16 protein-coding genes are annotated in these 15,518 nt (G+C 64.6%); all 16 read left to right on the top strand.

Annotation, left to right across the window (positions count from 1 at the left end; all coding sequences use genetic code 11):
* Positions 1-40: 40 nt before the first annotated feature.
* The 16 genes from QO011_RS15365 to QO011_RS15440 all read left to right on the top strand — a co-directional run bounded on the left by QO011_RS15365 (position 41) and on the right by QO011_RS15440 (position 15,452).
* Positions 41-2,149, top strand: coding sequence for a ParB/RepB/Spo0J family partition protein (locus QO011_RS15365; protein ID WP_307273521.1), 2,109 nt, complete (start codon positions 41-43; stop codon positions 2,147-2,149).
* Between the two features lie 129 nt (positions 2,150-2,278).
* Positions 2,279-2,689, top strand: a complete 411-nt coding sequence (locus tag QO011_RS15370; protein WP_307273524.1) for a hypothetical protein — start codon at positions 2,279-2,281, stop codon at positions 2,687-2,689.
* Positions 2,686-2,952 (top strand): DUF6117 family protein, encoded by a 267-nt coding sequence (locus tag QO011_RS15375; RefSeq protein WP_307273527.1) that lies wholly within the window; start codon positions 2,686-2,688, stop codon positions 2,950-2,952. The genes QO011_RS15370 and QO011_RS15375 overlap by 4 nt, the downstream gene beginning before the upstream one ends.
* On the top strand, positions 2,949-3,245 hold the full coding sequence (locus QO011_RS15380; RefSeq protein ID WP_307273531.1) for a hypothetical protein: 297 nt from the start codon (positions 2,949-2,951) through the stop codon (positions 3,243-3,245). The genes QO011_RS15375 and QO011_RS15380 overlap by 4 nt, the downstream gene beginning before the upstream one ends.
* Before the next feature lie 160 nt (positions 3,246-3,405).
* Positions 3,406-7,713: a strawberry notch family protein gene (locus QO011_RS15385; RefSeq protein WP_307273533.1), complete on the top strand. Its 4,308-nt coding sequence runs from the start codon at positions 3,406-3,408 to the stop codon at positions 7,711-7,713.
* Positions 7,713-8,750, top strand: coding sequence for a DUF7146 domain-containing protein (locus tag QO011_RS15390; protein WP_307273536.1), 1,038 nt, complete (start codon positions 7,713-7,715; stop codon positions 8,748-8,750). Before QO011_RS15385 ends, QO011_RS15390 begins: the two co-directional genes overlap by 1 nt.
* A gap of 309 nt (positions 8,751-9,059) precedes the next feature.
* Positions 9,060-9,986 carry a DUF2493 domain-containing protein gene (locus QO011_RS15395; protein ID WP_307273539.1) on the top strand — a complete coding sequence of 309 codons (927 nt, stop codon included), beginning with the start codon at positions 9,060-9,062 and terminating at the stop codon, positions 9,984-9,986.
* 86 nt (positions 9,987-10,072) lie between these two features.
* Positions 10,073-10,327: a FitA-like ribbon-helix-helix domain-containing protein gene (locus tag QO011_RS15400; protein WP_307273543.1), complete on the top strand. Its 255-nt coding sequence runs from the start codon at positions 10,073-10,075 to the stop codon at positions 10,325-10,327.
* On the top strand, positions 10,324-10,746 hold the full coding sequence (locus QO011_RS15405) for a type II toxin-antitoxin system VapC family toxin (protein ID WP_307273545.1): 423 nt from the start codon (positions 10,324-10,326) through the stop codon (positions 10,744-10,746). The genes QO011_RS15400 and QO011_RS15405 overlap by 4 nt, the downstream gene beginning before the upstream one ends.
* A 281-nt stretch (positions 10,747-11,027) precedes the next feature.
* Complete coding sequence (locus QO011_RS15410; RefSeq protein ID WP_307273548.1) at positions 11,028-11,195, top strand: hypothetical protein; 168 nt, start codon at positions 11,028-11,030, stop codon at positions 11,193-11,195.
* Between the two features lie 133 nt (positions 11,196-11,328).
* A complete protein-coding gene (locus tag QO011_RS15415; RefSeq protein WP_307273550.1) occupies positions 11,329-11,766 on the top strand; it encodes a hypothetical protein in 438 nt (145 codons plus the stop codon).
* 1,584 nt (positions 11,767-13,350) lie between these two features.
* Positions 13,351-13,677 carry a DUF736 domain-containing protein gene (locus tag QO011_RS15420; RefSeq protein ID WP_307273553.1) on the top strand — a complete coding sequence of 109 codons (327 nt, stop codon included), beginning with the start codon at positions 13,351-13,353 and terminating at the stop codon, positions 13,675-13,677.
* A gap of 243 nt (positions 13,678-13,920) precedes the next feature.
* Positions 13,921-14,169, top strand: a complete 249-nt coding sequence (locus QO011_RS15425) for a helix-turn-helix domain-containing protein (RefSeq protein WP_307273555.1) — start codon at positions 13,921-13,923, stop codon at positions 14,167-14,169.
* Between the two features lie 126 nt (positions 14,170-14,295).
* Entirely contained in the window at positions 14,296-14,556 is a 261-nt protein-coding gene (locus tag QO011_RS15430) for a DNA -binding domain-containing protein (RefSeq protein ID WP_307273556.1), read from the top strand.
* 133 nt (positions 14,557-14,689) lie between these two features.
* Positions 14,690-15,034: a transcriptional regulator domain-containing protein gene (locus QO011_RS15435; protein WP_307273557.1), complete on the top strand. Its 345-nt coding sequence runs from the start codon at positions 14,690-14,692 to the stop codon at positions 15,032-15,034.
* 85 nt (positions 15,035-15,119) lie between these two features.
* Positions 15,120-15,452 carry a DUF2285 domain-containing protein gene (locus QO011_RS15440; RefSeq protein ID WP_307273560.1) on the top strand — a complete coding sequence of 111 codons (333 nt, stop codon included), beginning with the start codon at positions 15,120-15,122 and terminating at the stop codon, positions 15,450-15,452.
* Positions 15,453-15,518 lie beyond the last annotated feature (66 nt).

A 15,518-nucleotide genomic window follows, 5' to 3' on the forward strand; every position in this document is an offset into this window, starting at 1 on the left:
CGAGAGAGAGGCTCTCGGCGCCCGTCGCGGAGTCAAAATCATGGCAACTGCCATTAAGAAGATCACCCTGTCGTCGGCGCGCGACATCCCTTTCAACAAGCTGGTGCTGAGCCAGTCCAACGTCCGCCGCGTCAAGGCCGGCGTCTCGATCGCGGAAATGGCGGAGTCCATCACGCGGCGCGGCCTCATCCAGTCCCTGCATGTGCGCCCGGTCCTCGATGGTGATGGTGCTGAGACCGGCATGTTCGAAGTGCCCGCCGGCGGCCGCCGCTACCGCGCGCTCGAATTGCTGGTGAAGCAGAAGCGTCTGGCCAGAAACGCTCCCGTCCCGTGCGTCATCGGCGACGCCAATAGCGACATCCTCATCGACGAGGTGTCGCTGGTCGAGAACATGGAACGCGCGCCGCTCCATCCGCTCGACCAATTCCGTGCCTTTCAGGCCATGCGCGACAAGGGAATGACCGAGGAGTCCATCGCCGCCGCCTTCTTCGTCAGCGTTACCGTGGTCAAGCAGCGCCTGCGCCTCACCTCCGTCTCGCCGACCCTGCTCGAGATCTATGCCGATGACGGCATGACACTCGAACAGCTCATGGCCTTCACCGTCAGCCCCGACCACGCCCGTCAGGAGCAGGTCTGGGGCGCGATCAAGGATAGCTGGCAGAAAGAGCCCTATCAGATCCGGCGGATGCTGACCGAAACCGCGGTTCGCGCCTCGGACAAGCGGGCCGTCTTCGTCGGTGTCAACGCCTACGAGGCCGCGGGCGGCATCGTGCTGCGCGATCTGTTTCAGTCCGACGACGGCGGCTGGCTGCAAGACCCGGCCCTGCTCGACCGCATGGTGGCCGAGAAGCTGAAAACCACCGCCGATCAGGTCGCCGAGGAAGGCTGGAAGTGGATCGAGGTCGCGGTGAGCTTCCCCTATGGCCACGATCACGGCCTGCGTGAACTCGCCGGCGTCACGGTCGATCTGACCGACGAGGAACGTGCGACCCGCGAGGCGCTGCGCGAGGAATATGACCGGATCGAAGCGGAGTATTCCGAGGCCGACGAGCTGCCCGACGAGATCGATCAGCGTCTCGGCGAAATCGAACAGGCCCTGGACGCCTTCGAGAACCGCCCCGTCAGCTACGATCCAACCGATATCGCGATCGCCGGCGTCTTCGTCAGCCTCGATGCCGATGGCTCGCTGTCGATCGACCGCGGCTATGTCCGCGCCGAGGATGAGCCCCAGGCCGAACCCGATGGCGAGGCGCGCGAGAGCGACCAGCCCGATACGCCGGCCGTCCATGGTGCGGTCATCACCATCGGCGGCAAGCCCGCCGAGCCTGAGAACGATGAGGAAGATGGCATCAAGCCGCTGCCTGAGCGTCTCGTGATCGAGCTGACGGCCCATCGCACGCTGGCGCTGCGCAATGCGCTTGCGGAAAATCCGCATGTTGCCATGACCATGTTGCTGCACAAGCTTCTCAGCGACACTTTCATCCACACCAACCCGACTGGCTGCCTCGAGGCCAATGTCCGTCACATCTTTTTTTCGGCCCAGTCCGAGGAACTGAAGGACAGCCCATCGGCGCAGGCGGTTAATGATCGCCACGAGCGCTGGGGGGATCACATCCCTGCCGACGATCAAGTGCTCTGGGACTGGCTGACCGATCTCGATGACAGCACGCGCATGGAGCTGCTGGCGCTTTGCGTCAGCTATGGCGTCAATGCGCTGTTCGAGCGTCCGAACCCCTATTCCGGTTCGGGCGTCAGCCAGCACGGTCTCGACGCACGTCTGGCGCAGGCCGACCGGCTCGCGCGGGCGACCGGGATGGACATGGTGGCCGCAGGCTGGAAGCCCACGGTCGGCAACTATCTCGGCCGCGTGACCAAACTGCGCATTCTCGAGGCCGTCCGTGAAGGCGCCGGCGAGCCGGCCGCGCAGCTCATCGACCACCTGAAGAAGAGCGACATGGCCAAGGAAGCCGAGCGTCTTCTGGCGGAAACCGGCTGGCTGCCGGAACCGCTGCGCCTAACGTCCCTCGATGGCGATCAGCCCGGCCCGAACGAGCAGGCCGACGCTGACGAAGACGCCGCGCTGCCGGACTTCCTCACCAATGAGGGCGACGAGGAGGACGACGTCCAGCACGTCATCGCGGCCGAATAGCGCGATCGCGCGGGGGGCTTCGTTCGTCCCGCGCATCTCATCCCGATCTTCCACACCGCCCGGCCCCAAGGTCGACAGTCTGCACGGCTGTGCCGTGCGGGCCGGGCTTTCTCGTTTCAGGAGCCTGTCATGGCCGACTATTTCACCCATTTCTCGTGCCTCCTCGACGTCGGCACGCCCGAGAACGCCGCTCGCGCGCTCGACCTCTACAACCGCCTGGCAGGCGCATCGGAAGAACCGCCTTCCGAGGGCTTTCTTCTCTCGATCCAGCCCGAGCATGGCGGCACGCAGCTCTGGATGCGCCACGACGTCACCGGCGATCCCGAGAGGCTGATCCAGTTCGTGAAGCGCTGCGCCGCAGAGTTCAGCCTGACCGGCCGCTGGGGTTTTCAATATGCCAACACCTGCTCGAAACCCCGGCTCGATGGCTTCGGCGGCGGCGCGCATGTCCTCGAATTCGCCACTCGGGAGACCGTGGACTGGATCTACACCGATGGCTGGCTCGAACAGACGATCTCCGGCGAGGGAGGCCGGCTATGAGTATCCCGTCCTCTGCCCGGAGCAATTTTCAGACCCTGCTGCGCGCTGCCGGTGAGGGCAACCTTGCGCTCATGGAATGCCTCGATGCTGCGAGCGGCGCTCCGCGTTACGTCATCTGCGCGGTGGGACGAGGCGATGGCGATTTCGTCTTCACGCCTTTCGGGCACCTCTCCGACGGCAATCCTTATGACGCCTATCTGCCGCCCGAGCCTGGTGATCATAGCGGCTTCATCCACCTCGCCACATCGGGAGAAGCGCCATGATGGACATCGACGCCATCTTCGCCGCCGATTGTGAGCTGCCGCCCACCGAGCGATCGCTCCCCTGGTCAGAGACCAGGGACGGCATCACCGTCGTCGTGGAGCCCAAGCCCCATTGGGCCGGCGACATGCGGGCCTTCCGGGCCGAGGCTCGCGAATATTGCGCCTATGCCGACTGGACCGCGAACGGCGCGCGCGCCCGGTTCTTCGGACACATCGACACCAGCGGCGATGACCTGATCCGCAAGGCGCGCAGGCTCGTCGCCTGCGAGATCGCTGACGGACACTGGAGCTGACACCTCAAAGCGCCCCTGCCGCTCGGCTGGGGCGCTTTTGTCATGCCGGCCGCGAAGAGCGTTTCGAGAGTGAGAGGGCTGCCGGACGGGTTGAGCCCGGGCGGTCGAGAGAGAGCGCCGTTTGGGCTTGACCGTTCCCGCTCTCCCGAGGCTCCCGATCATGAACTTCATGTCTCCCGTGGCCCTTCCGGCCGCGTCAATTCCGCCTGCATCCGCCATCGTCGCCGCCGCGCACCAGCTCCTTGCACTGCTTGAGCGAGGACACCGGGTCGAAGCCAACAACCTTCGCGCCGCAATGGAGGCCGCCTTCGGCGCCTCCGACACGACCGGCGCCTGGGACTGGAAGGCGGCCTATGACGCCTGCGAATGCGCGACCGTCCTCTTCCTGCGCAAATACGGACGTGCGCTTTTCCGTAAAGCCTACACACCGGCTCTCCGGCTTTCCGCTTTGGCGAAAGTCACCGGTCTCCTGCCGACGCACACCCGTCGCTCCGAGGAGAGCCAGGCGCTGCAGCAATTCTCGACACCGGTCCCACTTGGCCTTGCCGCCATTGCCGCCGCCGCGATCACGCCGCGCGACATCGTGCTGGAGCCGTCGGCAGGCACGGGCCTTCTCGCCATCCTCGCCGAGATCAGCGGGGGCTCGCTGCTCCTCAACGAGCTGGCCGAAACCCGCGCCGATCTGCTTGACCAGCTCTTTCCGGCCGTTGCCGTCACGCGCCTCGACGCCGCCCAGATCGACGACCATCTCCCGACGACCGCCGTTCCTTCCGTCATCGTGATGAACCCCCCGTTCTCGGTAATGGCGAACGTCTCCGGCCGGGTCGCTGACGCCGCTGCGCGCCATCTTGCTTCGGCCCTGGCGCGGCTGGCCGACGGCGGGCGCCTAGTGACGATCACCGGCGCAAACTTCGGTCCCGAGCAACCGGCCTGGGGTGACGCCTTCGTCCGGCTTCAAGAGCGCGGCCGCGTCGTCTTCACCGCGGCGATCGAGGGCGCCGTCTATGCCAAGCACGGCACGACCGTCGAGACTCGGCTCACCGTCATCGACAAACTGCCCGCCGAAGACGCCACCGTCTTCCCGTCATCCGCTGGTATCGCGCCCGACGTCGCCACGCTGCTCGCGTGGATCGAGCGCCAAGTTCCGCCACGTCTGCCGGTCGCTCTTCCCGAAGTCGCTCCACCCGTCTCGAACGCGGCGCCTCGCACCGTTCGCAGCTATCTCGCGCGCGCAGCCACCGCGCGCCCAGCTGCACCTTCGTCGATCGACCCAGAAGGTGTCGAACTCGGCTACGACACCGTGGACTGGACGCCGCCAGAAGGCGCCAATCTCACGGAATCGATTTATGAAGAATACGGATTGCAGTCGATCCGTATCGCCGGCTCTCAGGCGCACCCGACCAAGCTCGTGCAATCGGTGGCAATGGCGAGCATTGCGCCGCCCAAGCCCGCCTATCGGCCGATGCTGCCGGTGAGCATCACCGATCTCCTGTCGGACGCCCAGCTTGAGACCGTCATCTATGCCGGCGAAGCCCATTCTGATTTCCTCGCCGGATCGTGGACGGTCGATGCGACCTTCGACCTCGTGCAGGCGGCTCCGGCCGATGCCGAGAATACCGTGCGCTTCCGCCGGGGCTATATGTTGGGTGACGGCACCGGCGCCGGGAAAGGCCGCCAGTCTGCCGGCATAATCCTCGACAACTGGCTGCGCGGCCGCCGCAAGGCGGTCTGGATCAGCAAGTCCGACAAGCTGATCGAGGACGCGCAGCGCGACTGGTCCGCGCTCGGCATGGAGCGCCTGTTGGTCACGCCGCTGTCGCGCTTCGCCCAGGGCAAGCCGATCACGCTTTCGGAAGGCGTCCTATTTGCAACCTACGCCACGCTACGCTCCGATGATCGCGGCGAGAAGGTTTCGCGCGTCCGGCAGATCGTCGAATGGTTGGGCTCCGATTTCGATGGAGTGATCATTTTCGACGAAAGCCACGCCATGGCCAATGCCGCAGGCGGCAAGGGAGAACGCGGCGACGTCGCCGCCTCGCAGCAGGGACGCGCGGGCCTCCGGCTCCAGCACGCGCTGCCAAACGCGCGCATCGTCTATGTCTCCGCGACCGGCGCGACCACCGTCCACAATCTCGCCTACGCCCAACGCCTTGGCCTGTGGGGCGGTGAGGATTTCCCCTTCGCCACCCGCGCCGAATTCGTCGAGGCGATCGAGGACGGCGGTGTTGCGGCGATGGAGGTGCTCGCCCGCGATCTGCGCTCGCTCGGCCTCTATACCGCGCGTTCGCTCTCCTACGATGGCGTCGAATATGAACTGGTCGAGCACGCGCTGACCGAGGAACAACGCGGCATCTACGACGCCTATGCCGGCGCCTTCGCCGTCATCCACAACCATCTCGACGCGGCGATGGAGGCCGCCAACATCACCGGCAGCGAGGGCACACTGAACCGGCAGGCCAAATCCGCCGCTCGCTCGGCGTTCGAGTCCACCAAGCAACGCTTCTTCGGCCACCTGCTCACATCGATGAAGACGCCCACGCTGATCCGCGCCGTCGAGCGCGATCTTGACGATGGCCATGCCGCCGTGATCCAGATCGTCTCGACCGGCGAAGCGCTGATGGAAAGGCGCTTGGCCGAGATCCCGACGGAGGAGTGGAACGATGTTCGCGTCGACATCACGCCGCGCGAATATGTTCTGGACTATCTGGCCCATTCCTTTCCGGTGCAGCTCTACGAGCCGTTCACGGATGGCGAAGGCAACCTGTCCTCGCGCCCGGTCTATCGCGACGGCCAACCCGTCGAGAGCCGCGAAGCTGCCGCGCGCCGCGACGAACTGATCGAACGTCTTGCGTCCCTGCCTCCCGTGCCGGGCGCGCTCGACCAGATCGTACAGCGCTTAGGCACCGACATTGTCGCCGAGGTGACGGGCCGCTCCAGGCGTATCATCCGCAAGGGCGAATGCTTCGCCGTCGAGAACCGCGCGCCGTCCGCTAACCTCGCCGAGACAGCCGCCTTCATGGATGACCTCAAGCGCATCCTCGTGTTCAGCGACGCGGGCGGCACCGGCCGCAGCTATCACGCCGAGCTGTCGGCAAAGAACCAGCGGCTGCGCGTGCATTATCTGCTCGAACCCGGATGGAAGGCCGACGCCGCCATCCAGGGCTTGGGCCGCACCAATCGCACCAACCAGGCGCAGCCGCCGCTCTTCCGGCCAATCGCCACGAACGTCAAAGCCGAAAAGCGCTTCCTGTCCACGATCGCGCGCCGGCTCGATACGCTCGGCGCGATCACGCGTGGACAGCGCCAGACCGGCGGCCAGGGTCTGTTCCGCCCCGAGGACAATCTGGAATCGAGCTACGCCCGCGATGCGCTGCGTCAGCTTTACCTCCTGATCGTTCGCGGCAAAGTGGAAGGTTGCTCGCTTCAACGCTTCGAGTCCGCGACCGGCCTGAAGCTGATGGACTCCAATGGCATCAAGGACGAGTTGCCGCCGATCACCACCTTCTTGAACCGCCTCCTGGCGCTCACCATCGAGCTGCAAGGCATCCTGTTCACCTCGTTCGAACAGTTGCTCGACGCCAAAGTTGCTGGGGCCATTGCCAGCGGCGTCTATGACGCTGGGCTAGAGACGCTGACGGCGGAGAGCTTTGTCGTCACCGAGCGCGCGACGATCTACACCCACCCGGCGACGGGCGCGCAGACGCGGTTGCTCACCATCACCGAGCGGCGCCAGAACCGGCCGACCACGCTCGATGCGGCGCTCGGCTGGCTCGACGATCCGCATGCCCGGCTGCTGGTCAACGAGCGTTCAGGCCGGGCCGCTGTTCGAGTGTCCGCGCCGTCCATCATGCTCGACGATGGTGAAATCGAACGGCGCGTCCGCCTGATCCGGCCGATGGAACAGCATTACGCGACCATGACGATGATGGCGGACAGCCATTGGCAGGAGGCCGACCGCGACACGTTCGCGGCGGTCTGGCAGCGCGAAGTCGCCGAGGTGCCGGCTTTTACGGAGGGCACGATGCACATGGTCAGTGGCTTGCTCCTGCCGGTGTGGAAACGCCTGCCCACCGAGTCGACGCGCGTCTATCGGCTCCAGACCGATGACGGCGAACGCATCATCGGGCGGCGGGTTTCGCCTGCCTGGGCCGCGAACGCCACCACGACCGGCACGACCAGCCTGACGAGCGATGACGCCTATGCCGCTCTCGTGGATGGCCGGACCATCCTCGATCTTGCCGACGGGCTGCAGCTTCGCCGCGCACGCGTGATGGGCGCCAACCGCATTGAGCTCTCCGGCTTCACCGACACCATGCGGGATCGCCTACGCGCCTATGGCCTGTTCGGCGAGATCATCTCGTGGAAGCTGAGATTCTTCGTCCCGGTTGACGCCTCCGGTCCCGCCATCCTCGGCAAGCTGCTCGACACCTATCCGGTTGAGCGGATCAGCAAGCGTGAGGCAGCGTGATGGCTCGGCAGAACGCTTCGGAACTGGCGCACCGTCTCGGCCGGCAGGCCGAGGCGGTCTGCCATCATTATCTCTCCAACGGCCAGCGGCAGGGCAATTATTGGCAGGTTGGCGACGTCCGCAACACCGAGGGCCGCTCGATGTTCGTGCGCTTGCGCGATACGCCCAAGGGCCCAGCCGGCAAGTGGAATGACGCCGCCACCGGCGAGCATGGCGATCTTCTCGACGTCATCCGTGAAACGCTCGGCCTCATCGACTTCGCCGACATTGCCGAGGAGGCCCGCACCTTCCTCAGTCTGCCGCATCCCGAACCGGAGCCGGCATTGCCACGTCGCGGGATGTCGCCAGTGCCATCGGGGTCCGCCGAGGCGGCACGGCGGCTCATCGCCATAACGCAGCCGATAACGGGCACAATCGTGCAAACGTATCTACGTGGACGCGGCATTACGCTTCTGCACGGATGCGGAGGTCTACGCTTCCATCCACGCTGCTACTACAAGCCCGAGGATGGTCCGACGGAGATATGGCCTGCCATGATCGCGGCGGTCACCGACCTCAATGACAAGATCACGGGCGCGCACCGCACCTGGCTCGCACCAGACGGCTCGGACAAGGCCCCGATCGACACGCCGCGCAAGGCGATGGGCGATCTCCTCGGCAATGCGGTCCGCATCGGTGTACCCGGCAGCGTGATGGCGGCGGGCGAAGGCATCGAGACCATGCTGTCGCTCCGCCAGGTTCTGCCCGACATGGCGATGGCGCCGGCGCTCTCGGCAGCACATCTGGCCGGCATCCTGTTCCCGCCGACGTTGCGACGGCTCTATATCGTTCGTGACGACGATTCGGCGGGTGATGGCGCGCGGGACATGCTGATCGAACGGGCGAACGCCGACGGTATCGAGGCCATCCCATTGTCGCCGGCACTCGGGGACTTCAACGAGGATCTCCGGCTGCTCGGCATCGATGCGCTCCGGGCGGGTGTCCGGGTGCAACTCGCTCCAGAGGACGTCGCGCGCTTCATGAGCCTGGCGGCATAGCCGGAAAGTGCTGAAGGGCGGCGCGCAGCCGCCATGCCCGCGAGGATGCACCAACCATCGGAAGAGGACCGCGCCTCGGCCTTCGAGAGGGCGATCGGCCGTCAGCCGGGCCGGATCGGCAATGGCTGCGGCCGACGATTTTCCGGCGGCGCTTCGCGCCTTTCCATCGCGAAACAAAATCGCCGGCCTTCGCCATCCTCCGCTGGCGCTTCGGCCCTTCGCTGCGCTCCGGGTGCAGGTCCGTCCCGCCCCGACGGCTTCGTCGCCATGAAGGCCGCGACGGTCGCGGTCCAACCGACGGAGCATCCCATGAGCGAGCACGACGACTACGAACCGCACCACGAATCATCTCCTACCGACCACTTGATCCAGGAACTGCAGCTCCACGGCTATCGCCCCTCCGAAGACGAACTCGACCAGCGCCTGCCACCGGAAGACCGCATCATTGACAGCGCCGTCGCCGACATCTTCGACGCACTGGTCGCCACAATCACCGACACGAGCCTCGACTTCGATCTCCCCGATCTCCTCTGGTCGACCGTCAATATGTTCCACCGCGCCGCTGACCGGATCGAACAGAAGCTCGACGACAACGAGCAGGCCCAAAAGCAGCTTCAGCGGGAACAGGACGGCTCAGAGGTGAAGTCCCTCCAGCTTGAGCGCCTGGTCGACATCGGCAAGAACCTGATCGAACGGCGCGACAGCATGGAGTCCTTCCGCGAGGCCGCCGCCGAACGCTACCGCATCGCCACCGGCTCACCCTGGTCGCAACGCACCGGATCACGGGTCAACCATCGCAATCTCACCGCCGCGATGATCGACAGCCGGGATTTCCTCGCCGCCAAGAGGCGCGCGGAGACCGAGGTGCTCGTGCCCGCCGGGCCCAAGATCGCCTTCTCGGGTGGCGACACCGTCGACCACAAGCAGATCTGGGCCAAGCTCGATCAGATCCACGCCAAGCACCCGGACATGGTCCTGCTACACGGCGGCTCACCGAAAGGCGCCGAAAAGATCGCTTCCCGCTGGGCCGACAGCCGCAAGGTGCCGCAAGTCGCCTTCAAGCCCGATTGGACGAAACACGCCCAGGCCGCACCCTTCAAGCGCAACGACCAGATGCTGAGCGTCGTGCCGATCGGGGTCGTGATCTTCCCCGGCACCGGCATCCAGGACAATCTCGCCGACAAGGCCCGCAAGATGGGTATCCCGGTCTATCGGTTCGGCTCGGGCGGTGCGTAAGCGCCGCCGGAACCGGCCATCTTGAAAAATGATGGCAAATTCCCTATTTTGCTATCACCGCTATCAACTTCCCCGGAGGCGCTATCATGCCCGCAGTCACGATCAGGAACCTGTCCGACGCGACGCACCGCGCCCTCAAGGTGCGGGCGGCACGGCACGGCCGCAGCGCCGAGGCCGAGATGCGCGACATCCTCGAAACGGCCGTTCGCCCCGATACGCGCCTGCGGCTTGGCACGGCCCTCGCGGAACGCAGCCGCCACATCGGCCTGACCAATGAGGACGTCGACGTCCTCGACCAGGCGCGCTACAAGACGCCCGCCAAACCGATGAGCTTCGAGTGATCCTCCTCGACACTAACGTCGTGTCGGAGGCGATGAAGCCTGCGCCCGACGACGCCGTTCGGGCGTGGCTCGACGATCAGGCGGCGGAGACGCTCTATCTCTCCAGCGTCACCATCGCCGAGCTGATGTTCGGCATCGGCGCACTTCCAGACGGTAAGCGCAAGGACAGGCTCGCCGAAGCTCTTGACGGAGTGATGGAGCTGTTCGCCGATCGCGTCCTGCCGTTCGACCTGGATGCTGCACGTCACTATGCGGATCTCGCCGTCAAAGCTCGCGCGGCCGGGAAAGGCTTTCCGCCGCCCGACGGCTACGTCGCGGCGATCGCGGCTGCCAAGGGCTTCGTCGTCGCCACACGCGACACCAGTGCATTCGATGCCGCCAATCTCGAGGTCATCGACCCCTGGAAGGCCGCGCGCTGACGATCTGTCACTGGCAATGCGGGTTGGACCGGGCGAACCGGCAGAAACGGGCCTCGCGGCAAACAGACATCACGGTCTCCTGACCGGACGACCACCCCCGCTTTTCGTCGCTGATCCTTGGTCCAGCCGATGGCCTGACGCCATCAACCCGTAAAGGGTCGGACTACGCATGCGCGTGCCGCCGCTCCGGCTTTGCCTGCGCGGTGATTGCGGCCAACAGCCGGACACTTCGGGCGCCTGTCAGCGGGGGATGGACCTCCGCTCAAACAGGAGCCAGGTCGATGTCCCTCCAAACCGCTCACGCCTTCGCCTTCAGCCTCGCCACCACCCTGATGGCCGCGATCATCATCTACCGAGCCGGCGACGGCACGCTCTCCGTCACCCCGGCAACGGAATACGACGGCGACGAAACCGCCATTGTCGGCGAAATCGACCCCTTCGCCTCATGAGGCGAACCGGGTCGCGCAATCGGCGAACGCTGCGCGTTTCCGCTCCCACTGCGACTCGAACTCTGCTAACCTTGCAGACGCGCCGTGGTGGTGGTGGTGGCGCAATCCGTCACCCATTCACGGAGCCACCACCATGATCATCGTCAGCATCCTAGTCAGCATAGCCGCCATCGGATTCCTCTGTTGGCTGCTCTTTACGCTTGCCGTGTTCGCGCTCCCGTTCTTCGCGGGCATCACCGCTGCCACCTGGGCCTATGGCACGGGCGCGGGATGGCTCGGCGCTGGCCTCGTCGGCTTCGTCGCCGCTGGCATGACCTTCGGCTTCGGGCAATTGCTGCTCGTGACCGTGCGCCCGACCTGGGCCCGTCTGCTGATCGCCGCGATGTTCGTCGTGCCGGCCGTCATCGCTGGCTTTCATGCCACCCATGGCATTGTGAAGCACACCATGCCGTCAGAAGGCTGGCAGCTTGCCTTCTCGATCGTCGGTGCCGTTGCCGTCGGTATTACCGCCTTCGTGCGTATCACCGGAATGGCGGCGTCCGGCCATTCCGGACAACTATCCCGCGCCTGATCGCTGTTACACCGTGAGGCAGGAATGGGACGAAGTGCTGGATGAAAAGCCAGCCGCGCATTCAGATTTTGCCGAAATCTATCGCAACGAGCTTCCTCGGCTTCGGAAATACTTCCAGACCAGAATCCGAAACCCAGACGATTCGCTCGACCTAGCTCATGAAGCGCTCACCCGTTTCCTTGCCATATCAGGGACCGGCTACGATCTCGTCTCCCGGGGCCTATCTGACCCGCATCGCGAGCAACCTCATCCTCGATCGAGCGAAGCGCGGCTCGACGAAACTCGCCGATATCACGCTCCCGATCGAAGAAGCGCTCGATGCCGCTTCCGACATGAGCCTGCATAGTCAAACCGAGCTACGGCATGAGGCAGACGCTGGCGGGGAATTTTGTCATTCCTCCCGCCTCTCACCCTCCGCGTGTTTCTCCTCAACCGTATAGAGGGCACACCTACGCCGAGGTGGCTGCCCTCTTGGACATCGAAACCTGGAGGGTCCAAAAGCAGGTGCGGAAAGCGCTGCGCCACATCAAAACCCACTCGGATCGCGACGATGCCTGCCTGAATCCCGACGTCCTATTGTGTCTCGACTAGCCGCGGACACATCACTAGCCTGCGCAAGCTGGTCGGCGCCGGTACGGAAGTGTCGTAAAACTCGGTCGCGAAACCCTGACTTTTGCGGGCGACTTTTGCGACAGGGATTTCGTTGAAATTCAGGGGCGATGATCTTGTCGCGAAACTTAGGATTTTCGCGACAAGATTAGCCCGGCCCCACATGTGAGGGCGAGCTGACCGGAGACTGGCGTTGTGCCTTCCTTTGAGCTGCGCATATGTCTTTTCTAATGCGTAGGCCCAGACGCGGCACCGTGGCTCTACTCGCTTCGCTCACCCAGGCCGCACGCCGTTTTGGCCCATACGCGTAACATCCACTGGCGGGGCGGCGCGGATCAGCGACCACGGCACCATTGAGGCGGCCCCGGCCTTTCGGCCGGAGCACCATGCCACACCATCATCATCACGTTGGCCATCAGGCGAACAGCAGAGCAATCAACACAGCCGTCCACGTCATCGGGTTGGCCCGGTAGGGGAGCGGAGATCCGGGCCGTCGCCTGAGCCCTTGGGTTGCGGCAGGGTGGAGCGCGCGGAGGGCGGCAGCGCCACCATCGCAGCCGAGGATCTGCTGGTGTCGAAGCGTCCCGTCCGAGCTGGCGGGACGGGGGAGATGCACTGCAGGGCCTGGGCAAGGCGAGGTTGCGCCGGTGATCTCGGCCAGGTCTTTGCGTCATCGTCGAAGGTCACCAACGTCTCCGTCATCGGTCCGTCCAGGGCCCGCTCCAAAACGGCCTCTTCAATGGCCTGATCTGGCCGAAGGACGGCTGCGCCTCGAGCGCCTATGCCACAACGGCTGGTCCCGACTTTCTTCCCCTGCCGGCTGCGCCGTCATTCCTCGCGAAACAACAAAGTCGCGCCTGCGCCATCCTCCGCTGCGCTGCGGTCGCAAGCGATGTGTCGTCGCTCGCCTCCGGCCAACCGATCGCCATCGAGGCCGCAATGGTGCGGGCTCGAAAGGGAAAGCGGAGACTTATCATGGCGACCATCGGCACCTTCAAGAAGACCGGAACGAACGAGTTCACCGGCGACATCGTCACCCTCAGCGTCCAGGCCAAGGGCGTGCGCATCGTCCCCGACCAGCGCGCCAGCGGCGAGAACGCCCCCAGCCACCGGGTCCTGGTAGGCCGCGCCGAGATCGGCGCCGCCTGGTCCAAGCGCTCCATCGAAGGCCGCGATTACCTGGGCCTGAAGCTGGACGATCCGAGCTTCAACGCGCCGATCTACGCCAACCTCTTCGACGACGAGGACAGCGACACCTTCTCGCTCATCTGGTCCCGCCCCAACGGTCGCCGCAGCGACTAAGGCGGGCTCCTCAGGGCCCCGGCCGAAAGGCCGGGGCCCTAGCCTTTTCCGGCGACCAGAAAGGAAGGGAGAATGCCTAACTTGCCTACGCCTAGCCGATTCGACAACGACCGAATCAGTCGCATGGGCCTGGAGCCGAAGCGAACGCCCAAGCCCGCCATTTTTGCTCGCACGAACACAAAGAACGACTATAATAGTCGTAGTGCTGGCGTGCGTATTTGTGATGGTGGGAGGTGATCATGCATGATCACCGCCCGACAATCACGGGCCGCACGCGCGTTGCTCGGCTGGACACAGGAGACGCTCGCTGACCGCGCCCAGGTAGCCTTGACCGCGTTGAAGCGCCTCGAATCTGAAAACAGATTGGACGTGTACGAGACCACGCGCGATCAAGTTCGTCGGGCCTTGGAGGCAGCCGGCATCGTCTTCCTGTCCACCGATCGAGGACAAGGTGTGCTGCTCGTCCATGGCCGTGAGGAAAAACAACACTGATCGACTGCTTTCGCGCGATGCTCTTGTCGCATCGGCTGACGCTCCGCACACGGCATCCGTGCGTCAAAATGCTTCCGTAAAATGCCTGGCTGAATCGTTGTTGGGTTGTGAGGCCAGGGATTCACTATGATCGACCCATTCGAAGATGTGGCACCGAGCGGGGATGAGCTGACCGCTTACGACCGCGCGCATGTGAAACTCTACATGCGCCTCCTCGACGCGACCGCTGATGGTGCGGATTGGCGGGAGGCCGTGCAGGTGATTTTCGGCATCGACCCCGAGGCCGAGCCTGATCGCGCCAAGCGCGTTCACGACACTCATCTCGCGCGCGCGGAGTGGATGACGCACTCCGGCTATCGACAACTGCTACGCGGGTCGGCCAACTAGCGGACATCCGTGCCCTACCTGAACCGTGATGCACCCGACGCATCGCGCGATGCACGGGCCATGGCTTCCACCTCAGATAGCAAGCCGGAATCGTTGATCGCTCTAAGTTCGCATTATCGGCGGGAGCTGATCAATGAAGCCGGATACTTCCAACTGGCGCAATCGAACGAGTTACGACTATTTCGATGCGTTGACGACAGAAGGACTCGCGTGGGAGTGCTTGCGCAGGTCAATCGAGTATCAGCACCTTTACGATAGGCTGATCGCGGAAAATCTTGAGACTACTCCACTGTCGCACGAGGCCGAGCGACATTGGGGGTTGCGATTTCGCCGCCTCACCGAGCCTATCGTCTCTGCTACAGGACGTGTTCTGGTCAACCAGCGCCAGTTCCGCCGTCCTTGCAGTTACACTCCCGCCCGCCGTCCAGTCTCTATCGTCATTTACGCCACTCGCCGACCTTGGCGATCAACGCCTTAGCCCGGAAGGTCTCTACGCGTTACATAGCGTCAGCGGCGTTGAGCTTCTCTTCCTTCCCGGCAGTACGCCTCAGTCTCCGCTCGCCGTGCTCATACCGCTTGGCGATGACACACTCGGACACATCGAGGCAGCCACCAGATTCTGGCAGTCGTTACGCGGACGCCCGTCTGTCAAAGACACGCGCATAACCAAACAGCAACGACGACGCCTGCGGCTGATGTTGCAGGCAACCGACGGCCGCGAGCACGGCGCCAGCTATCGCGAAATCGCCCAAGCGATATTCGGAGATACGCGCGTCTCCGCCGATCCGTGGAAGACTTCGCCGCTGCGCGACGCCGTTATCGGATTGGTCGAAAGCGCCGCCATTATGATAGGCGGCGGCTACCGGCAGCTCTTGCGCCATCGCCGTCGGTCGTAACCGCCCTTTCGAGGGGTGGGGTTTTTTGGCCCCCCAATCTTCCCCATCCCCGCAGCCGACTGTCCT

The organism is Labrys wisconsinensis (assembly GCF_030814995.1).
Classification (GTDB): Bacteria; Pseudomonadota; Alphaproteobacteria; order Rhizobiales; family Labraceae; genus Labrys; species Labrys wisconsinensis.